This is a genomic window from Stenotrophomonas sp. Ps181, assembly GCF_025697425.1.
Taxonomy (GTDB): domain Bacteria; phylum Pseudomonadota; class Gammaproteobacteria; order Xanthomonadales; family Xanthomonadaceae; genus Stenotrophomonas; species Stenotrophomonas sepilia.
The window spans coordinates 111,778-130,610 of sequence record NZ_JAHWBI010000004.1 but is presented as its reverse complement, the minus strand read 5'-3'; the positions used below and the strand labels follow the sequence as shown (position 1 = coordinate 130,610).

Annotated in this window: 19 protein-coding genes and 1 tRNA gene; 4 read left to right on the top strand and 16 right to left on the bottom strand. The window is 67.3% G+C overall.

From position 1 onward, the window contains the following. Position 1 precedes the first annotated feature (1 nt). From nuoE to KXV01_RS10525, 9 genes are all read right to left on the bottom strand, one after another. Complete coding sequence (gene nuoE / locus KXV01_RS10565) at positions 2 to 529, bottom strand: NADH-quinone oxidoreductase subunit NuoE (protein ID WP_005410460.1); 528 nt, start codon at positions 527 to 529, stop codon at positions 2 to 4. A 97-nt stretch (positions 530 to 626) separates the two neighbouring features. Further along, a complete protein-coding gene (locus KXV01_RS10560) occupies positions 627 to 1,934 on the bottom strand; it encodes an NADH-quinone oxidoreductase subunit D (RefSeq protein WP_005417935.1) in 1,308 nt (435 codons plus the stop codon). Continuing rightward, positions 1,931 to 2,680 (bottom strand): NADH-quinone oxidoreductase subunit C, encoded by a 750-nt coding sequence (locus KXV01_RS10555; protein WP_010486428.1) that lies wholly within the window; start codon positions 2,678 to 2,680, stop codon positions 1,931 to 1,933. The genes KXV01_RS10560 and KXV01_RS10555 overlap by 4 nt, the downstream gene beginning before the upstream one ends. 33 nt (positions 2,681 to 2,713) lie before the next feature. After that, the gene (locus tag KXV01_RS10550; protein WP_005417936.1) at positions 2,714 to 3,268 is read right to left on the bottom strand and encodes an NADH-quinone oxidoreductase subunit B; all 555 of its coding nucleotides are present in this window, start codon (positions 3,266 to 3,268) and stop codon (positions 2,714 to 2,716) included. Next, positions 3,259 to 3,615, bottom strand: coding sequence for an NADH-quinone oxidoreductase subunit A (locus KXV01_RS10545; protein ID WP_005417937.1), 357 nt, complete (start codon positions 3,613 to 3,615; stop codon positions 3,259 to 3,261). The genes KXV01_RS10550 and KXV01_RS10545 overlap by 10 nt, the downstream gene beginning before the upstream one ends. A gap of 111 nt (positions 3,616 to 3,726) precedes the next feature. Further along, a tRNA-Leu gene (locus KXV01_RS10540) sits at positions 3,727 to 3,811 on the bottom strand. A gap of 51 nt (positions 3,812 to 3,862) precedes the next feature. Next, entirely contained in the window at positions 3,863 to 4,300 is a 438-nt protein-coding gene (gene secG, locus KXV01_RS10535; RefSeq protein ID WP_049415231.1) for a preprotein translocase subunit SecG, read from the bottom strand. Between the two features lie 31 nt (positions 4,301 to 4,331). Beyond that, positions 4,332 to 5,087: a triose-phosphate isomerase gene (gene tpiA, locus KXV01_RS10530; RefSeq protein WP_049415228.1), complete on the bottom strand. Its 756-nt coding sequence runs from the start codon at positions 5,085 to 5,087 to the stop codon at positions 4,332 to 4,334. 523 nt (positions 5,088 to 5,610) lie between these two features. Continuing rightward, the gene (locus KXV01_RS10525) at positions 5,611 to 6,588 is read right to left on the bottom strand and encodes a 2-oxoglutarate and iron-dependent oxygenase domain-containing protein (RefSeq protein WP_049414703.1); all 978 of its coding nucleotides are present in this window, start codon (positions 6,586 to 6,588) and stop codon (positions 5,611 to 5,613) included. Positions 6,589 to 6,737: 149 nt separating this feature from the next. Between KXV01_RS10525 and KXV01_RS10520 the strand changes: the two genes are divergently transcribed. Genes KXV01_RS10520 through KXV01_RS10510 form a run of 3 tightly spaced genes read left to right on the top strand, consistent with a single transcriptional unit; the run spans position 6,738 to position 10,631 of the window. After that, complete coding sequence (locus tag KXV01_RS10520; RefSeq protein ID WP_111096895.1) at positions 6,738 to 8,615, top strand: sulfatase-like hydrolase/transferase; 1,878 nt, start codon at positions 6,738 to 6,740, stop codon at positions 8,613 to 8,615. 20 nt (positions 8,616 to 8,635) lie between these two features. Then, positions 8,636 to 9,781, top strand: coding sequence for a glycosyltransferase family 4 protein (locus KXV01_RS10515; RefSeq protein WP_049414700.1), 1,146 nt, complete (start codon positions 8,636 to 8,638; stop codon positions 9,779 to 9,781). Next, positions 9,774 to 10,631 carry a polysaccharide deacetylase family protein gene (locus tag KXV01_RS10510; protein WP_049414699.1) on the top strand — a complete coding sequence of 286 codons (858 nt, stop codon included), beginning with the start codon at positions 9,774 to 9,776 and terminating at the stop codon, positions 10,629 to 10,631. Before KXV01_RS10515 ends, KXV01_RS10510 begins: the two co-directional genes overlap by 8 nt. 80 nt (positions 10,632 to 10,711) lie before the next feature. Here KXV01_RS10510 and glmM read toward each other — a convergent pair whose 3' ends face one another. From glmM to trpB, 5 genes are all read right to left on the bottom strand, one after another. Then, positions 10,712 to 12,073 (bottom strand): phosphoglucosamine mutase, encoded by a 1,362-nt coding sequence (gene glmM / locus KXV01_RS10505; protein ID WP_049414697.1) that lies wholly within the window; start codon positions 12,071 to 12,073, stop codon positions 10,712 to 10,714. Then, a complete protein-coding gene (gene accD / locus KXV01_RS10500) occupies positions 12,073 to 12,948 on the bottom strand; it encodes an acetyl-CoA carboxylase, carboxyltransferase subunit beta (RefSeq protein WP_005417947.1) in 876 nt (291 codons plus the stop codon). The genes glmM and accD overlap by 1 nt, the downstream gene beginning before the upstream one ends. Positions 12,949 to 13,208: 260 nt before the next feature. After that, positions 13,209 to 14,018 (bottom strand): tryptophan synthase subunit alpha, encoded by an 810-nt coding sequence (gene trpA / locus KXV01_RS10495; RefSeq protein ID WP_049438796.1) that lies wholly within the window; start codon positions 14,016 to 14,018, stop codon positions 13,209 to 13,211. 1 nt (position 14,019) lies between these two features. Beyond that, positions 14,020 to 14,709: a hypothetical protein gene (locus tag KXV01_RS10490; protein ID WP_049414705.1), complete on the bottom strand. Its 690-nt coding sequence runs from the start codon at positions 14,707 to 14,709 to the stop codon at positions 14,020 to 14,022. Further along, positions 14,706 to 15,923, bottom strand: coding sequence for a tryptophan synthase subunit beta (gene trpB / locus KXV01_RS10485; RefSeq protein WP_049414706.1), 1,218 nt, complete (start codon positions 15,921 to 15,923; stop codon positions 14,706 to 14,708). The genes KXV01_RS10490 and trpB overlap by 4 nt, the downstream gene beginning before the upstream one ends. Before the next feature lie 98 nt (positions 15,924 to 16,021). On the opposite strand from trpB, the gene KXV01_RS10480 reads away from it, so the two are divergent. Continuing rightward, positions 16,022 to 16,909 (top strand): LysR family transcriptional regulator, encoded by an 888-nt coding sequence (locus KXV01_RS10480; protein ID WP_049414708.1) that lies wholly within the window; start codon positions 16,022 to 16,024, stop codon positions 16,907 to 16,909. 71 nt (positions 16,910 to 16,980) lie between these two features. Here the strand turns inward: KXV01_RS10480 and KXV01_RS10475 are convergent, their stop codons facing one another. Beyond that, positions 16,981 to 18,090, bottom strand: coding sequence for a toxic anion resistance protein (locus tag KXV01_RS10475; RefSeq protein ID WP_263467757.1), 1,110 nt, complete (start codon positions 18,088 to 18,090; stop codon positions 16,981 to 16,983). A 44-nt stretch (positions 18,091 to 18,134) separates the two neighbouring features. Then, entirely contained in the window at positions 18,135 to 18,830 is a 696-nt protein-coding gene (locus tag KXV01_RS10470) for a hypothetical protein (RefSeq protein ID WP_263467756.1), read from the bottom strand. Positions 18,831 to 18,833 lie beyond the last annotated feature (3 nt).

Below are 18,833 nucleotides of genomic sequence, written 5' to 3'. Positions count from 1 at the left end.
CTTACTCCAGCCCGTCCAGCAGCTCGTCGACCTTTTCCAGGGTCAGACGCTCATGGTAGTGACCGTTGATGACCATCATCGGCGCGCCACCGCAGCCGGCCAGGCACTCTTCCTCGCGCTTGAGGTAGACGCGGCCGTCAGGGGTCGATTCACCGTGCTTGATGCCCAGCTTCTTCTCGCAATGGCGCACGATGTCCTCGGCGCCATTGAGCCAGCAGCTGATGTTGGTGCAGATGGCCACGTTGTTGCGGCCCACCTTCTCGGTCTCGAACATCGAGTAGAAGCTGGCGACCTCGTAGGCCCACACCGGCGGCAGGTCCAGGTACTTGGCCACGCCGGCGATCAGTTCGTCGGTCAGCCAGCCCTGGTTCTGCTCCTGGGCCGCATGCAGGCCCTGCAGCACGGCAGAGCGCTTGCGGTCCGGCGGGAACTTGGACAGCCAGTGATCGATGTGAGCGCGGGTCTTGTCGCTCAGCACCACCATCGGGTCGACGTCGCGCGCCGCCTCGAAATTACCTGTCGCCTTCATCGGCCGACCTCAGCGAAATGCATAACGTGAAATTCCAGAAACTGCGGCGCCGGCTTGCGCCGGCTGCCTGCAGCGGGCGTTGGCGTGGCGGACGGCATTACCGGTCAACCTCGCCGAACACCAGGTCGTAGGTGCCGATCATCGCCACCACGTCGGCCAGCATGTGGCCGCGCACGACCGAATCGATCGAGGACAGGTGGGCGAAGCCCGGCGCACGCAGGTGCACGCGGAACGGCTTGTTGGCGCCATCGGAGACCAGGTAGCAGCCGAATTCGCCCTTCGGGGCTTCCACCGCCGAGTAGGTCTCGCCGGCCGGCACGCAGTAGCCTTCGCTGAACAGCTTGAAGTGATGGATCAACGCTTCCATGTCGTCCTTCATGTCCTCGCGCCTGGGCGGAGCGACCTTGAAGTTCTTCACCATCACCGGGCCCGGGTTGGCCTTCAGCCACGCCACGCACTGCTTGATGATGCGGTTGGATTCGCGCATTTCGGCAACGCGGACCAGATAGCGGTCGTAGCAGTCGCCTTCCTTGCCCAGCGGGATGTCGAAATCGACGGCATCGTACTTGGCGTACGGACGCTTCTTGCGCAGGTCCCAGGCAATGCCCGAGCCGCGCAGCATCACGCCGGTCATGCCCCACTGGTGGGCCAGTTCGGGAGTGACCACGCCGATGCCGACGGTACGCTGCTTCCAGATACGGTTGTCGGTCAGCAGGGTTTCGTATTCGTCGATGCGCTTGGGGAACTCGACGGTGAAGTTCTCCAGGAAGTCCAGCAGCGAGCCCTCGCGCGAAGCATTGAGCTGCTTCAGCGCCTTGCCCTTGTGCCAGCGCGACTCCTTGTACTTCGGCATGTGGTCCGGCAGGTCGCGGTAGACACCGCCCGGACGGTAGTACGCCGCGTGCATGCGCGCGCCGGAAACCGCTTCGTAGCAGTCCATCAGCTCTTCGCGTTCACGGAAGGCGTACAGCATCACCGCCATCGCGCCCAGGTCGAGCGCGTTGGAACCCAGCCACATCAGGTGGTTGAGGATGCGGGTGATTTCATCGTACATGGTGCGGATGTACTGGGCACGCTCCGGCGCCTCGATGCCCATCAGGGTCTCGATCGCGCGCACGTAGGCGTGCTCGTTGCACATCATCGATACGTAATCCAGGCGATCCATGTAGCCGATCGACTGGTTGAACGGCTTGGACTCGGCCAGCTTTTCGGTACCACGGTGCAGCAGACCCACGTGCGGGTCGGCGCGCATGATGGTTTCACCGTCCATTTCCAGGATCAGGCGCAGCACACCGTGAGCGGCCGGATGCTGCGGACCGAAGTTCATGGTGTAGTTGCGGATTTCCTGCCGGCTTTCGGCGGCGTTGCTGGCGAATGCTTCGCCGGCCTGGTGTACGTGGCTCACTTCACTGCCTCCTGCGCGCGCTCACCTTCTGCGGTCTGCAGGCGGGCGTCGTCGCGGATCACGCGCGGCACGCCGACACGCGGCTCCACCGAGGTGACCGGTTCGTAGATCACGCGCTTCTTCTCTTCGTCGTAGCGGACTTCGACATTGCCGATCAGCGGGAAGTCCTTGCGGAACGGATGGCCAACGAAACCGTAGTCGGTCAGGATCCGGCGCAGGTCCGGGTGGCCCTCGAAGATCACGCCGTACAGGTCGAACGCCTCGCGCTCGAACCAGTTCAGGCCCGGCCAGATACTGGTCAGCGAGGACACCACCGGCAGCGCTTCGTCAGGGGCGAAGCAGCGCAGGTGCATCATCAGGTTGTGCTGGTAAGAACGCAGCTGCGCGACCACGGCGAAGCGCTGGGTCGGCATGTGCTGCGGGCGGGCACCGTCGGCACCGTTTTCCTCGGTGGGGAACTCGCCCCACGCGAAGCGGCCCTGGGCCTTGCCTTCGACGCCTCGGCTGAAGCCCTGCGAGGACACGTCGGCGGTGTCCCATTCGTCGGAGCCATAACCGAGGTAGTCGACGCCGCACAGATCCACGGCCTGCTCGAAACCAAACTCGTCACGCAGCGCCAGGGCGGTGGCGTGCCACTCGGCGGCAGGCACTTCCAGCGTCACTTCGCCGCGGGGTTCGACCACGATGACCTTCGCACCAGCGAAACGTGCGGAGAGTCGGTCGATGAAGGATGCTTGCTCTGCCATGGGGGCTTGGCGCGCTCTAGTCAGGTGAAGGGGTCAGCGGGCGATGGTCTGTGTACGCCAGATCTTCTTCTGCAGCTGCAGGATCCCGTACACCAGCGCCTCGGCGGTCGGCGGGCAGCCCGGGACATAGACGTCCACCGGCACCACGCGATCACAGCCGCGCACGACAGAATAGGAGTAGTGGTAATAGCCACCGCCGTTGGCGCAGCTACCCATGGAGATGACCCACTTCGGGTCCGGCATCTGGTCGTAGACCTTGCGCAGCGCCGGGGCCATCTTGTTGACCAGGGTACCGGCCACGATCATCACGTCGGATTGACGCGGCGACGGGCGGAACACCACGCCGTAGCGGTCAAGATCCAGGCGCGCGGCGCCGGCGTGCATCATCTCGACCGCACAGCAGGCCAGGCCGAAGGTCATCGGCCACATCGAGCCGGTGCGCGCCCAGTTCAGCAGTGCGTCGACGCTGGTGGTGACGAAGCCCTTTTCCAGCAGCGGGTTGTCGCCTTCCGGCCGCAGGATGTCATCAACCCGGCCTTCCGGCGACGGGTTGTTCATGAGGCCATCGAGAGTCTGAATCACTCCCATTCCAGCGCTCCCTTCTTCCAGACGTAAATGAAACCGAGGAACAGCATGCCGACGAACAGGCCCATGGTGACCAGCGAACGGGCGCCCAGTTCCATGAAGACCTGGGTCCACGGCACGATGAAGATGATTTCCAGGTCGAAGACGATGAACTGGATCGCGATCAGGTAGTAGCGCACGTCGAACTTCATGCGCGCGTCTTCGAAGGCTTCGAAGCCGCACTCATACGGCGACAGCTTTTCCAGATCGGGGCGGCGGGGACCGAGGAATCGACCAACCAGCATCAGCGTAACGCCGATACCGGTGGCAACGATCAGAAACAGCAGAGACGGCAAATATTCGGCCAGCACAGCGATTCTCTCTTGCCTCTGCCGCCGCGCCTGCAGGCGCTTTGGCATGGGGGAGTGGACGGGAACCTGCCTGGCGCCTTGCGCGCCAGACGAACCCGCTTTACTTACAAATGGTGCCCAAGAGGGGACTCGAACCCCTACGACTTGCGTCGCTACCACCTCAAGGTAGTGCGTCTACCAATTCCGCCACCTGGGCAAACGATCACATCAGACTATCTTCCCGATGCGCCGCGTATTGTAACCGGCTTCAGTCTTTCTGGGAGCCTTCCGAAGGCTTTTCTTCACCAGAAACCGAAGATTCCGCCTGAGCCGGCACATTTGCGGCCGGAACCGGGGCGGCCGGAACCGCATCGGCCTTCGGGACGGCCGGCAGCTCGCCCGCCGGAGCCGCCGGAGCGGTCGCTGCCGGGGCGGACATCAGACCCAGATCCTGGTCGGCCGCCGGACGGGTACCGTGACCGGCATACCAGGCCATGAAGAGGCTGATGCCAAAGAACACGACAGCCAGCCACTTGGTGGATTTGGACAGGAAGTTCGAAGCGCCACGCGCACCGAACACCGTGCCCGAGGCACCAGCACCAAAGCCCGAACCTGCCGCCGCACCCGAGCCACGCTGCATCAGGATCAGCGCGATCATGGCCACAGCGACCAGCACGTAGACGACATTGAGGATCAACATCAGCATTGGAAACCGCCCTCGGACAATACTTCTAGGATTAGTTCGCGGCCGCCGCCCGTGCGATGGCCAGGAAGTCCGCGGCCACCAGGGAGGCGCCGCCGACCAGCCCACCATCGACATCCGGCTGCGCGAACAGTTCCCCGGCATTGTCGGGCTTCACGCTACCGCCGTAAACAATGGGCAGTGAATCAGCGATTCTAGCATCGATACGGGCGACTTCGCCACGGATGAACGCGTGCACCTGCTGTGCCTGCTCCTTGCTGGCGGTACGGCCGGTGCCGATGGCCCAGACCGGCTCGTAGGCGACCACGGCGTTGGCGAAACCGGCCGCACCGACCAGTTCCAGCACCGGCGCCAACTGGCTGGCGATGACCGTTTCGGTCTGCCCGGCCTCCCGCTGTTCCAGGGTCTCGCCCACGCACAACACCGGGACCAGGCCGGCATGCTGGGCGGCGGCGAACTTGCGCGCGACCAGCTCGCTGCTTTCATGGTGGTACTGGCGGCGCTCGGAGTGGCCGACCAGGCCATAGCGGGCCCCGACCTCAACCAGCATGGCTGCACAGACCTCGCCGGTGTAGGCACCCTTCTCATTGCTGCTCACGTCCTGCGCGCCGAACGCCAGGCCGGTCCCGCCGAAGTCCTCGACCAGCTCGCCCAGGTACGGCAGCGGCGGCAGGATCACCACCTCGACCCCGTCCAGCGGCAGACCGGCGGCCACCTGCCCCAGCAGTTCATTGGCGAATTGACGGCTGCCATGCAGCTTCCAGTTTCCGGCGACGATCTTGCGGCGCATGAGCGGGTGGCTCCTGTGTGAAGTCAGCCGATCATGATACCCGTTACGGCAAAAATCCGTTTCCTTGTAAGCGGTTACATGGATTTTCAGCCAACGGCGCAGCCCCTCGTGGCGGGGGGGGGGGCGGGGTTTGGTTGGTCGCGGAGAGCCCGGCTAGATCTGGGGCTTGGCCGGGCGGGTGGGACTGCGCAGGGGGCGCTGCAAGTACGTCCATGTAAGCTCGATCGCCGCTTGCTCGTGTGCGCTGTCCTGCGCACACGAGCAAGGCGCCATCGAGCCCCCAGGGGTGAGGTCGCTTTGCTTGCGAAGCACTGCTTCGCAAGCGCCCGAACGCACAGCCGCCAGCGGCTGGGCCGGTCTGGGGGTTCACGGCGTGTCCTGCCAACTCACGCCGCCCCGCCCAACACGCAGAAACCCAGAGCCGCTTTGGCTTTGGGTTTGCCGGCCAGCGGCCGGCACTACCGCGGGTGCAGGGTGCAACCCTGCAAAGAAAAAGGCCGCCTTTCGGCGGCCTCGCTTCTCTTTATTTCAGCTTGATCTCGCGCAGGCGCTCCTCGAGGAAGCCGTGGGCGGTGATCGGCTCCGGGTACCGGCTCGGGTTCTCCGGGGTGATGCACGAGGGCAGCACGTCGATCAGGAAGTCCGGGTTCGGGTGCAGGAAGAACGGCACCGAGTAGCGCGGCTGGCGCGCCAGCTCGCCCGGAGGATTGACCACGCGGTGGATGGTCGACGGATACACATGGTTCGTCAGGCGCTGCAGCATGTCGCCGATGTTGACCACGATGGTGTCCGCGTCCGAGGTGAACGGCACCCACTCGCCGTCGTGCGACTGCACTTCCAGGCCCGCGGCACTCGCACCCACCAGCAGGGTGATGAAGTTGATGTCGCCATGAGCACCGGCACGCACGTTCGGGATGTCGTCGGTGGTGATCGGCGGGTAGTGGATCGGGCGCAGGATCGAATTGCCGAAGTTGGTCTTGTCGGCGAAGAAATTCTCCGGCAGGCCGATGTGCAGGGCGAGCGCCGACAGCACGCGCGACCCCAGGTTGTCCAGCGCCTGGTACAGGCCGTACCCCCGCTCGCGGAAGCCCTCGACTTCGGTCGGCCACAGGTTCGGCGCCATCACGTCACGGTACTTGGAGTCGTCGGCGATCTCGCGGCCGATGTGCCAGAACTCCTTCAGGTCGAAGTGCTTGGAGCCCTTGGCGGTCTCCACGCCGAAGGGGGTATAGCCGCGGGCGCCGCCGCTGCCAGGCACGTGGTACTTGCGCTTGACCTCTTCCGGCAGGGCGAAGAAGGCCTTGAAGGCATCGTAGGCCGCGTCGATGTCGGCCTGCGGGATGCCGTGGTTGCGGATGCCCGCGAATCCCCATTGGCGATAGGCCGCGCCCAGCTCGGCCACGAAGGCCTCGCGGTCGCTGTCGAAACGGGTGATGTCGAGGGTGGGGATCTGGCTCACAGCGGTTCCTGGCTTGTCATTGGGTCTGGGGGGCCAGCGCATTCATGGCCCGCCTGAACATTGTGACAGATCGCCCGGGGGACGCCACTCGATACGAAGAAACAAACCGATACAATGCGCGACCCGCGCGCGGATTAACGCTTCCGTCACGTTGGGCCCGACCCTTTGCCCGCTTCCTGAATCCGCCCCGCATGTCCGCAGCCGCCCCTGCCACACCCGCCCTTGAAGGCTCCACCCGGCGTTGGCGCCGGCTGGCCTGGTGGTCGCTGTTCGTCGCCGGCAATGCGGCCCTGGCTGCGGCGATCGCACTGGGCAACGTGCCGCTACGGGACAATCCAGGCGGCAGCGCGGGCCTGGCCTACCTCGCGATCGCCCTGCCCGGCCACCTGCTCGCGTTCGGCGCGCTGGCCGGCCTGCTGCCGTTGCTGCTGGGGCTGTGGCCACGCACTGCCCGTACGCTGAGCATCAGCGCCGTTCTCCTGCAGGGCCTGTGGCTGTGCCTGCTGCTGGTCGACGCCAAGGTCTTCACCCTGTACCGCTTCCACCTCAACGCCATGGTCGTGAACATGGTGTTCGGCGGCGCCCTGCAGGACCAGGTCGCCCTGTCCTGGAAGACCTGGCTGCAGGTCGCGCTGCTGGTCGCCGCGGTCTTCGCCGCCGAAGGCCTGCTGGCCTGGGCGTGCTGGAAGCTGCTGCCGGCAGCGCCACGCCGGCGACGGGTGCTGCAGGCGTGGGCAGCGGTCGCGCTTCTGATGGCCGGCGGCCAGGTGGCCACCGCCTACTACGACGCCCGCGGCGACCGCGATGTGATCGTGCAGTGGAACTACCTGCCGTGGGCGCAACCGATCACCGCCAAGAGCTTCATGCGGCGCCTGGGCGTGGTCAGCCGGCAGCAGGCCGGCCTGCCCGACCCGCGCCATGCGCAGCTGCAGTACCCGCTGCACCCGCTGCGCTGCCAGAACCCGCATCGCCCCAATGTGCTGATGGTGGTGCTGGAATCGCTGCGCCAGGACGTGCTGACACCGCAGTTGATGCCCAACACGTCTACGCTGGCGCAGGACGCGCGTGTGTTCGATCACCACTTCAGCACCGGCAATGCCACCCGCTACGGCCTGTTCGGGCTGCTGTACGGCCTGCCCGGTGGTTACTGGCCAAGCATGCTCGACGAACAGCGTGGCTCGCAGCTGTTCCAGGTGCTGGGCCAGCAGGGCTACGACCTGCACCTGTACGGCAGTGCGCCGTTGTACAGCCCGGAATTCGATCGCACCGCATTCGCCGATGTGCGCGACCAGCTGCACCAGGGGCCATCGGCACTGAAGTCCGACGGCCGCGACCGCGCGATCATCAGCGCGTTGCAGCAGGACATCCGCGCCAGCCAGGCGGCGCAGCGCCCGTGGTTCGGCTTCGTGTTCCTCGACTCCACCCACGCGCCCTACCACATGCCCGACGGTTACCCGCCCGTGGCGACGCCGATGGCCGCGGACATCGACTTCCTCAAATTTGGCCCGGAGCATGACCCGACGCCGGAACTCAACCGCTACCGCACCGCCGTGCACTATGCAGACAGCCTGATCGGCTCGCTGTTGGACGACCTGCGCTCACAGGGCCTGGCCGAGGACACCATCGTGCTGGTCACCGGCGACCATGCCGAAGAGTTCAACGACCTCAAGCTGAACTATTGGGGCCACAACGGCAACTTCTCCGACTACCAGCTGCAGGTCCCGTTCGTGCTGCATTGGCCAGGCATGGCCGCTGGCCGCGACGCCCGCACCAGCTCGCACGAAGACTGGGTACCGACACTGATGCGCCATGCGCTGGGCTGCGAGAACGCGCTGAGCGATTTCAGCACCGGCCAGGACCTGCTGGCCGAACCGCAGGGCCCGCGTGCCCTGGTGGTCGAAAGCTGGTCGCAGCGCGCGATACGCCATGGCGACGCGATCTACGTGTTCGACAAATTCGGCAACGCCACGGCGCTGGACCGGCACTACCTCCCGCTGCCCCAGCAGGCCCCTGATGCGGCTGCCGTACGCACTGCATGGGAAGCGTTGACCCGCTTCCGCAACCGCTGACCCTCAAGGATCGATCCCGCATGAACCGTCCGCTGCGCATCCTGCACACCGAAGCCGCCAAGGGAATGGGCGGACAGGAGATCTACATCTTCCGCCACATGCAGGTGATGCGCGCGCGTGGCCATGAGGTGGCGCTGCTGTGCCAGCCCGAAGCACGACTGGCCAAGCTGGCCCGCGACGACGGTTTCACCGTGCACACCCTGCGCATGGGGGGCCTGCTGCGCCTGCTGCGCGGCATCTGGTCGGTCTCGCGCCTGGTGCGTCGCGAGCGCTACGACGTGGTCAACACCACCAGCCGCCGTGACGCGTTGATCGCCGCCGCCGGCGCACGCCTGGGCGGAACACCGCTGGTTATACGCTCGCGCCACCTGATGAGCCCGGTCAACTCGCTGCTGACCTATACCGGCCTGCCGCACCGGGTGCTGACCGTCAGCAGCTTCGTCAAGCAGCTGCTGGCCGAGCGCGGCATTCCGGCCGAGCACATCGGCATCGTGCCGCCAGTGGCAGTCCCGCCGCGCTGGAGCGAGATCCGCAAGGCCGATCCCTGGCAATGCCTGCAGGAGGTGCGCGCGGAAGTGCGCGCCGAGCTCGGCTTCGGCGAACAGGACATCGTGGTCGGTTGCGTGGCGGTGCTGCGCGAACCCAAGGGCCATGCCGACCTCCTGCAGGCGATGGTGCCGCTGTGCAGGACGCATCCGAACCTGCACCTGGTGGTGATCGGCGATGGCCAGCCGGTCATGGATCGGCTGCAGGCGCTGCGCGACGAGCACGGGCTGCAGCAACAGGTGCATCTGCTGGGCTACCGCGATGGCGCCTGCCGGCTGATGGCCGGCTTCGACGTCTTCGCGCTGGCTTCGCACAAGGAAGCGGCCGGTACCGTGTTCCTGGAGGCCGCCTATGTCGGAGTGCCGATCGTGGCCACGCGCGTGGGTGGCGTGCCGGAGATGGTGGTCGATGGCAGCAATGCCATCCTCACCCGATTGGGCGACAATGCAGCCCTGACAGGCGCACTGCGCCTGCTGGTGGAAGATCCGGAACGGCGACGGCAGATGGGCCGCGCCGGGTGGGACTGGATGCACGGCGCGCACCGGTTCACCCCCGATGGCCACGGTGAGACCACCGAACACTACTACCGCCAGTGGCTGAAGGAGCTGGGACATGGCTGATGCCCGAACCGTACCGGTGCTCATGCACCACCACGTCAGTCCGTCGCCGGGCATGATCACCGTGTCACCGGAGAATTTCGAAAGCCAGATCGCTTGGTTGGCCGGCAACGGCTGGACTTCGCTGACACTGGACCAGTACGCCGGCTTCCTGGCCGGCAGGCCGGTGCCGCGCAAGTCGATCGTGATCACCTTCGACGATGGCTACCTGGACAACTGGGTGTATGCGCACCCGATCCTGCAGAAGTACGGCATGCACGCAGTGGTGTTCGTGGTCACCGGCTGGATGGGCGAAGGCCCGGAGCGGCCCCATGCGGGGCTTGCCGGGGCAGTGCTGCCTGCCACGCCGGACCACCGCGGCTGCGAAGCGGCGATCTACGAGCAGAACCGCAGCGACGACGTGATGATGCGCTGGAGCGAAGCGCGCGCGGCCATCGCCGCCGGCACCTTCGAAGTGCATTGCCACACCCATACCCACACCCGCTGGCTGCGCCGCGACGACCTGGACCGCGCACAGCGCCGTGCCGGCCTGAGCCACGATCTGGCAGTCTCGCGCGAAGTCCTGCGGGACAAGCTCGGCGAGGTGTCCGATACGCTGTGCTGGCCGTACGGCGATTTCGACCAGGACCACATCGAGGTGGCACGCGAGCACGGCTTCCGCTACCTGCACACCACCCACCCGTTCGGCCGTAACGTGGTCGGCGGCGATCCGGAACGCATCTACCGCTTCGCGATCCGCAACCGCCCGGCCAGCTGGTTGCGCAAGCGCATCGCACAAAGCTACAACCCGCTGATCGCGCCGCTGTTCAATGGCTTCAAGGCGCGGCAGAAGAAGATGGTGCCGGGGCCGTGAGCCTCGCGCAGCCCTGCCGCCTGAACGAAAAACGCCCCGGCTTTACGGGGCGTTCTTGTTTGGGCGCATGCACAGCTGCCTCAGGCGGCGGCTTCACGTACCGCCGCGGACAGGCGGTCCAGCGTGTCCTGCATCAGCGATGCATCATCGGCCTCGACCGTGACACGCACCACCGGCTCGGTACCGGACGGGCGCAGGAATGCACGGCCACGGCCGGCCACTGACTGCTGCGCGACGGCCAGCGCGGCCTGCACGCTGTCGGCCTGCACCGTTGCCTTGGCCGAGACATTGCCCAGCCGCACGTTGACCGTCTTCTGCGGCACCCGCACCAGTCCCTTCAATGCCTGGCGCAGGGTCTGCCCGCTGTTGCGCAACGCCACCAGCACCTGCAGCGCACTGACGATGCCGTCACCGGTGGTGGCCCGATCCAGGCACAGCAGGTGACCGGAGGCTTCGCCGCCGAGCACCCCACCGCCTTCGATCAACGCCTGGTGCACATAGCGATCACCGACGTTGCTGCGCACGAAAGGAATCTGCAGATCGGCGAAGGCCTTCTCCACGCCGTAGTTGCTCATCAGCGTGCCGACCACCGGGCCGCGCAGGCGGCCTTCGGCTTTCCATGCTCGGGCCAGGATGTACAGCAGATCATCGCCGTCGACCGGGTTGCCCTGGTCGTCGGCCATCAGCACGCGGTCGCCGTCGCCGTCGAAGGCAATGCCGAGATCGGCGCGGGTTTCGCGGACCTTGGCCGCGAGATTGTCGATATGGGTGGAGCCCACGCCGGCGTTGATGTTGACGCCGTTGGGCTCGGCGCCAATGCCGATCACCTCGGCACCCAGCTCGCGGAACAGCAGCGGTGCGATCTGGTAGGTGGCGCCGTGCGCGCAGTCCAGCACCAGGCGTACGCCACGCAGGTCGAACGCGCGCGGCACGCTGGCCTTGCAGAACTCGATGTAGCGGCCGACCGCCTCGCGGCCACGCGACGCCTTGCCCAGCTTCTCCGATTCGACGGTGGTGAACGGAACGTCCAGCGCCGCTTCGAGGGCGAGCTCGGTGGCATCGTCGAGCTTCTCGCCCTGGGCGGAGAAGAACTTGATGCCGTTGTCGTAGTGCGGGTTGTGCGAGGCACTGATGACGATGCCGGCATCCACGCCCAGCGTACGGGTCAGGAACGCCACCGCCGGAGTCGGCATCGGCCCCAGCAGCTGCACGTCGGCACCGGCGGCCACCAGGCCGGCTTCCAGTGCCGCCTCGAACATGTAGCCGGAAATGCGGGTGTCCTTGCCGATCACCACGATCGGCCGGCGCCCGTCCTGGCCGCGCTGGGCGACCAGGACACGGCCCAGGGCGTTGCCCAGGCGCAGCACGAAGTCGGCCGAGATCACGCCCTGGCCGACCCGGCCACGGATGCCATCAGTACCGAAGTACTTGCGGCCTCCCATCAAGCCACCTCCGGCGCCGGCTGACGGCCCAGCATCGCCAGCAGGTCGGACAGGCGGTCGCGCAGCTCGCGGCGGTCGCAGATCTGGTCGATGGCACCATGTTCGAGCAGGAACTCCGAGCGCTGGAAGCCTTCCGGCAGTTTCTCGCGCACGGTCTGCTCGATCACGCGCGGGCCGGCGAAGCCGATCAGCGCCTGCGGTTCGGCGATGTTGATGTCGCCCAGCATCGCAAAGGAGGCCGAGACACCACCGGTGGTCGGATGGGTCAGCACCGAGATGTACGGCAGCCCGGCTTCACGCAGCTTGCCCAGCGCGGCCGAGGTCTTGGCCATCTGCATCAGCGAGAACAGGCCTTCCTGCATGCGGGCGCCACCGCTCTGCGAGAAGCACACGTAGGGCGCACCGATCTCGACCGCGGTTTCTGCGGCCAGTGCGAAACGCTCGCCGACCACCGAGCCCATCGAGCCGCCCATGAAGGCGAAGTCGAAGGACGATGCCACCAGCGCACGGCCCTTGAGCAGGCCGCGCATGGCGATCAGCGCGTCGTACTCGCCGGTGTTCTTCTGCGCGATCTTGATGCGCTCGCTGTACTTCTTCTGGTCCTTGAACTTGAGCAGGTCGGTCGGCCCCAGGCGCGCACCGATCTCGGTGGTGCTGTCAGCGTCGAACAGGGCGGCCAGGCGCGCACGCGCGCGGATCGCCATGTGATGGCCGCACTTCGGGCAGACCTCCAGGTTCTCTTCCAGTTCCGGACGGTACAACGCGCTGCCGCAGTTGCTGCACTTTTCCCACAGGCCCTCGGGGACACTGCGCTTCTTGCTGGGGGTGTTGTCGGTGCGGATGCCGGACGGCATCAACTTGCTGAGCCAACTCATGCGGGAGGACACTTCCGTTCAGGGCGGCCCGGGGGCCGCAAAGGCGGACAGTCTAGCTCCGCTTTCCCCGCCCGTGCACCCCCTTGCCAGCCGCGGGGCAGCCGGAAAAAACCATGCTGGGACGTACGTTTAGGTGCTGGGCGGTGCCGGCCGCCGGCCGGCAGCCCTTGCGTGCAGACCAATGGGTAGTGCCGGCCGCTGGCCGGCAGCCCTTGCACGCGAACCCTCGGGAGGATGCCGGCCAGCGGCCGGCACTACCGTTACGCGTCCAGCGCCCGCCGCAGCGGGGCGAGGAAGGCCCGGGCGTGCTGCGCGGCCTCTTCCGCCGAGCCCGCTTCAGCCAGCGCCGCCACCAGCGCGCTGCCCACCACCACGCCGTCGGCCTGGCGGGCCATGGCCGCGGCACTGGCGGCATCCTTGATGCCGAAGCCCGCCACCACCGGCACCGACGCGCGCGCGCGCAACGCCTGCAGGCGGGTACTGGCGGCATCGCTGTCCAGGCGCTCGGACGCGCCGGTGACACCGGCAAAGCTGACGTAATAAAGGTAGCCACGGGCCAGGGCCAGCAGCTTGTCGGCACGCGCCTGGCTGGTGGTCGGCGACGCCAGCAGGACCAGCGCAAGGCCGGCTGCGTCGAACGCCTGCTGGGCGTCGCCCGCTTCTTCCGGCGGCAGGTCGACCAGCAGCACGCCGTCCACGCCGGCATCGACGGCGGCCTTGGCGAAGGCCGCGTAGCCATGGATCTCCACCGGGTTGAGGTAGCCCATCAGCACCACGGGGGTCTGCGCATCGCGCTCGCGGAACTGCGCCACGGCCTGCAGCACGTAGCGGCTGCCGGCTCCCCGCGCCAGCGCGCGTTCGGAACTGCGCTGGATGGTCGGGCCATCGGCCATCGGATCGGAGAACGGCACGCCCAGTTCGATCACGTCGGCGCCGGCCTCGACCAGCGCGTGCATGACCGGCACGGTGGCCTCCAGCGAGGGATCACCGGCGGTGATGAAGGGAATCAGCGCCTTGCGCTGCTGTTCGCGCAGGCGCTGGAAGCAGGCATCGAGTCGGGATACGGACATGTCAGGTACATCCTTCGATCAGGTCAACGGCGCCGCTGGCGCCCCAGTACATTCGGGAGATGGTGCCGTCGACGATCTCCACGCGGATCGCCAGGTCGGAACCGGGGTCCTGCCAGAGCAGGCTCTCGCCGGCCTCCGCATCATCGCCATAGGGTTGCGTGGAAACGCCCTTGGGCAACTGCTGGAGTGCCTGCGCGCGTGGCATGCCCAGATGAAGGCCGAACGGCCCCGGCTGCAGCACCACCTGGCCGGAATCGTCAATGGGGGCCAGGTCGAAGCGCACCACGTCGCCGTCCTGCACCATCATCGCCACGCCCTCGGGCAGCGTGCCGCGCTCGTAGTACTCGCAACGCCCAGCGGTCGACTCGCCCAGCCCGGCCGAGTGCCACTGCGCCTCGCCCTGCAGTTCGCTGAAGGGCTGGCCGATCAGCACCTCACCGGCATGGTCCAGGGCCACCGACACCACCGCCCGGGCCGCCTGGTCCTCGCCGCCATCGCCTGCCGTGGACATCGCCGCGTCCTCGATCGGGCGATGTGCGGCCTCATCGTCGTTGCTGGCCGGTTCGCGTGCCGGGGCGATCGCCGCAGGGGTGGCAGGGGCCGAGGCAAGCACCGGTGGATCGGGCGGCGTGCAGCCGCCCATGCCGATCACCAGCACCAGCGCCCCGCCGTGGCGCAGCACGTGATTCACAGCACAAGCCCTTCGCGCGCGGCGATGGTGTGCACGTCCTTGTCGCCACGACCGGACAGGTTGCACAGCACGATCTGGTCACGCGGACGCTCACGCGCCAGCTTGATCGCCTGTGCCAGTGCGTGGCTGGACTCCAGTGCCGGCAGGATGCCCTCGGTATGCGCCAGCAGGTGGAAGGCCTGCAGCGCTTCTTCATCGGTGATGCCGAGGTAGCGCGCACGGCCGGTATCGGCCAGGAAAGCATGCTCCGGGCCGACGCCCGGATAGTCCAGGCCGGCCGACACCGAGTGGGTCTCGATGATCTGGCCGTCGTCGTCGCACAGCACATAGGTGCGGTTGCCGTGCAGCACGCCCGGCCGACCGGCGGCGATCGATGCGGCGTGGCGGCCGGTGCCGATGCCGTCGCCGGCGGCTTCGGCGCCGACGATCTCGACCTGGCGATCGTTGAGGAAGGCGTGGAACAGGCCGATGGCGTTGCTGCCGCCGCCGACGCACGCGGTGATCGCATCGGGCAGGCGGCCGTACTCGGCCAGCATCTGCTCGCGCGCCTCGCGGCCAACGATGGCATTGAAGTCACGGACCATGCGCGGATACGGATCCGGGCCGGCCACGGTGCCGATGATGTAGAAGGTGTCCTGCACGTTGGTCACCCAGTCGCGCATCGCTTCGTTGAGCGCGTCCTTCAGGGTGGCCGAGCCGGAGGTGACCGGCACCACCGTCGCGCCAAGCAGCTTCATGCGGTAGACGTTGATCTTCTGCCGCTCGATATCGGTGGCGCCCATGTACACCACGCATTCCAGGCCCAGGCGGGCGGCAACGGTGGCACTGGCAACGCCGTGCTGGCCGGCACCGGTCTCGGCGATGATGCGCGTCTTGCCCATCCGCGCGGCCAGCAGCGCCTGGCCGATGGTGTTGTTGATCTTGTGCGCGCCGGTGTGGTTCAGGTCTTCGCGCTTGAGCAGGATCTGCGCGCCGCCGACATGGTCGCTCAGGCGCTGGGCGTGGTAGATCGGGCTCGGCCGGCCCACGTAATGGGCCAGGTCGCGGTCGTAGGCCGCCTGGAATGCCGGATCCTGACGGGCCTGGTCATAGGCCTGGGCCAGTTCCTGCAGCGGACCGACCAGGGTTTCGGCGACGAAGCTGCCGCCGTAGCGGCCGAAATGGCCCTGGGCATCCGGGAAGGCGTGGTAGTCGGCAATGGGGGAGGCAGACATGGAAGCGACCGCTGGTATCGAGACAGGTGGATACTCTAGCGCACGGGTCTTGACCGGAAAATGGATATTATCTGGCGCATATCGTCAGGAAATCTCACATGAGCCGCTCCCTGCTGCCACCGCTCAATGCGCTGCGTGCGTTCGAGGCCACCGCCCGTCTCGGCGGCGTTGGCCGCGCCGCACACGACCTGCATGTCACCCATGGTGCGGTCAGCCGGCAGCTGAAGCTGCTGGAAGACCATCTCGGCCTGGCGCTGTTCCAGCGTGCCGGTCGCGGCCTGCGCCTGACCGCTGCGGGCACGCGGCTGCAGGCAGCGTGCAGCGAGGCCTTCGGCGGCATCGAAGACTGCGTGCGCGAACTGCGGCGGCCGGCGGCGGCCCCGGCGCTGGTGCTGGGCTGCAGCGGCAGCGTGCTGGCGCGCTGGATGATTCCGCGCCTGCCTGCGCTGCAGGGAGCCCTGCCCGGCGTGCGCCTGCAGTGGTCAGCGCTGGATGGCAGCTTCACCGAGGCACAGGCGGCCCTGGATGCGGTGCTGCTGCTGGCGCAGGGGCCGTGGCCCCGGGGCTGGCAGGTGCGTGAGCTGGCGCCGGAACGGGTCGGCGTGGTGGTGGCGCCCTCGCATCCGGCGGCGCAGCGGCTGCGGCATGTACCGCCCTCGGCGCTGCTGCAGGAGACGCTGCTGCACACCAGCTCACGGCCGCAGGCGTGGCCGGCGTGGGCGCAGGCGCACGCTCTGGACCCCGCGAAGCTGCAGCTGGGCACGGCCTTCGAGCATCTGTATTACCTGCTGGAGGCAGCGGTGGCCGGGCTGGGCCCGGCGATCGCACCCGAGCCACTGGTGGCCGAGGACCTGGCCGCCGGGCGACTGGTCGCGCCGTGGGGGTTTGCCGCCACCGGTGGTTTCTGGGTGCTGGCGCGACCGGACGGACCAACGGATGCGCGCGTGGATGCGCTCGCCGACTGGCTGGGCCAGCAACTCCGCTGACAACAAAAAGGGGACGGAGGGAATTAAGTCGCAAGTGGCACAAACGACTTAATTCCCTCCGTCCCCTTTTTTCAGCTGACGGTCGGTGTGGCCAGGCGCTGTTGCAGGTCTTCGCGCAGGCGCGACAGCTCGACTTCGGCCTGCTGCCGCTGCTGCATCCCTTCGCGATGGATGCTGCGCACTTCTTCCACCGTGGCGATCAGCTGGTCGTGCACATGGCGCAGCGTGGCCACGTCGATCACGCCGCGCTGGTTGCTGCGCGCGGTATCCACCGAGGCCTGGCGCAGCAGGTCGGCATTGCGGCGCATCAGTTCGTTGGTAGCATCATCGATGGCCGTGGACAGTTCGACCGCAGCCTTCTGTTCGCCCAGCGACAGCTGGATGGCGAACTGGCGCTTCCACGACGGAATGGTGATGTCGCGGACGGTGTTGAACTTCTCGATCAGCTGCAGCGCGTTGGCCTGGATCAGGCGGATCATCGGCAGCGACTGGTCGGCGGCGTGCTGCATCAGCTGCAGGTCCGACACGCGCTTCTCGATCAACCGGATTGCATTGTCGATCTCGCCCTGGCGGATGCGCTGCTGGGGGTCCTCGCTGCCCTGCCCGGCCAGCTGTTCGGCCTGCAGTTCGGCCAGCCGCTGCTTGCCCGCTGCCGCATACAGGCCGAGCGCACGACGTTCTTCGCGGACGATGTCGTGCATGCGGTCGAACTCGCCCACGCGCTTGCCCATCAACGCCTGCTGCACGCCGACGTCGGCCAGCAGCTGTTCGATCTGCGCGTTGGTGTCGCTGAACTTCTGCACCAGCTCGCCCTTGGAGGCCCGCATGCGGTCGATCAGGCCACCGATCACCGGCACCTTCGAACGCTGGGCGAAGCCATCCAGCTTCAGGCTGCGCGCGATGCGCACCACCTCGCCCAGCTTCTCGCCACTGGCATCCAGGTCACGATTGCGGACCTGGTCCAGCAACTGGCTGGAGAACGCGGCGGTGCGCGTGGCCGCCTCGCGGCCGAACACCTGCAGGTTGCCCGGGCGCAGATCGTCCAGTTCCAGACGGATCTCGGCGATGCGCGGCAGATCCTCGCGGACCAGTCCCAGCGCCTGAAGCGCACCTTCATCGAGCGCAGTGGCGGTGGTCGTGCCGGGTACGAGGGCAGCGGGGGTCTGGCTGTCCTGGGTCATCGGGCAGTCTCCTTGCAGTTGGGTAAGCGGCAGCGGCGGCCGGCTCAAGGCAGTCTAGCCTGAGCCGCGGCCACCTCGTCATCGATCTGTGCGTGCAACGTGGCAGCCTTGCCAGCCAACGCAGCGCCCGCAGCGGCCTGGCCCGCCAGTGCAGCCTGCCGCCAGGCCGGCAGCAGCACGTCATGGATGCGCGCGAAGCGTTGCAGCAGCATGTTGTCCTGGTCCTGCAGCAGCTGCCATTGGCCGGCTTCCAGGCGGCGCAGCGAGGCCAGCCGGCGAAGATGGTCCAGCCGATGCGACAGCGCGGCCCGGCCGGCGATATCCAGCGTCGTCAGCCGCGACGCGGCCAGTTCGGCCCAGCCGTCCAGCGCCGCGGCCGCCGCGGAATGTTCAACGATGGCCATGGCCCGCAGCTGCATGTGCTGCTGCAGGTGCTGGGCCTGCTCACGCGCCTGCAGGGCCAGTACGCCCAGCTGCGACTGCAGCGCGTGCCCCTCAGCTTCGCGAGCGACATCGCGCCCCAGCAGCCACCCCCACCAGCCTTCCTGCTGCCGGATCTGCGCCGGATTGCCGGCCTGCAGGGCCAGCGCGATGCGCGCAAGCGCAGCCACCAGGCGCTCGCCCGCATCCGGTGGCAACGGCGTCTCGCGCCGCGCCAGCGCCTGCAGCAACGGCGCACCGTAGTCGGCCAGCGCGGCGACATCGACCGTATCCGGCAGCATCGGTGGCGGCAGGGGCACGCG

What these genes read in the sequence shown, in the direction of transcription:
- KXV01_RS10550 (WP_005417936.1), bottom strand. Translation starts at nt 3,268, where the DNA reads ATGGGAGTGATTCAGACTCTCGATGGCCTCATGAACAACCCGTCGCCG.
- KXV01_RS10510 (WP_049414699.1), top strand. Translation starts at nt 9,774, where the DNA reads ATGGCTGATGCCCGAACCGTACCGGTGCTCATGCACCACCACGTCAGT.
- tpiA (WP_049415228.1), bottom strand. Translation starts at nt 5,087, where the DNA reads ATGCGCCGCAAGATCGTCGCCGGAAACTGGAAGCTGCATGGCAGCCGT.
- KXV01_RS10555 (WP_010486428.1), bottom strand. Translation starts at nt 2,680, where the DNA reads ATGGCAGAGCAAGCATCCTTCATCGACCGACTCTCCGCACGTTTCGCT.
- KXV01_RS10475 (WP_263467757.1), bottom strand. Translation starts at nt 18,090, where the DNA reads ATGACCCAGGACAGCCAGACCCCCGCTGCCCTCGTACCCGGCACGACC.
- trpA (WP_049438796.1), bottom strand. Translation starts at nt 14,018, where the DNA reads ATGTCCGTATCCCGACTCGATGCCTGCTTCCAGCGCCTGCGCGAACAG.
- KXV01_RS10515 (WP_049414700.1), top strand. Translation starts at nt 8,636, where the DNA reads ATGAACCGTCCGCTGCGCATCCTGCACACCGAAGCCGCCAAGGGAATG.
- KXV01_RS10520 (WP_111096895.1), top strand. Translation starts at nt 6,738, where the DNA reads ATGTCCGCAGCCGCCCCTGCCACACCCGCCCTTGAAGGCTCCACCCGG.
- accD (WP_005417947.1), bottom strand. Translation starts at nt 12,948, where the DNA reads ATGAGTTGGCTCAGCAAGTTGATGCCGTCCGGCATCCGCACCGACAAC.
- KXV01_RS10480 (WP_049414708.1), top strand. Translation starts at nt 16,022, where the DNA reads ATGAGCCGCTCCCTGCTGCCACCGCTCAATGCGCTGCGTGCGTTCGAG.
- KXV01_RS10525 (WP_049414703.1), bottom strand. Translation starts at nt 6,588, where the DNA reads ATGCGCTGGCCCCCCAGACCCAATGACAAGCCAGGAACCGCTGTGAGC.
- glmM (WP_049414697.1), bottom strand. Translation starts at nt 12,073, where the DNA reads ATGGGAGGCCGCAAGTACTTCGGTACTGATGGCATCCGTGGCCGGGTC.
- nuoE (WP_005410460.1), bottom strand. Translation starts at nt 529, where the DNA reads ATGAAGGCGACAGGTAATTTCGAGGCGGCGCGCGACGTCGACCCGATG.
- secG (WP_049415231.1), bottom strand. Translation starts at nt 4,300, where the DNA reads ATGCTGATGTTGATCCTCAATGTCGTCTACGTGCTGGTCGCTGTGGCC.
- trpB (WP_049414706.1), bottom strand. Translation starts at nt 15,923, where the DNA reads ATGTCTGCCTCCCCCATTGCCGACTACCACGCCTTCCCGGATGCCCAG.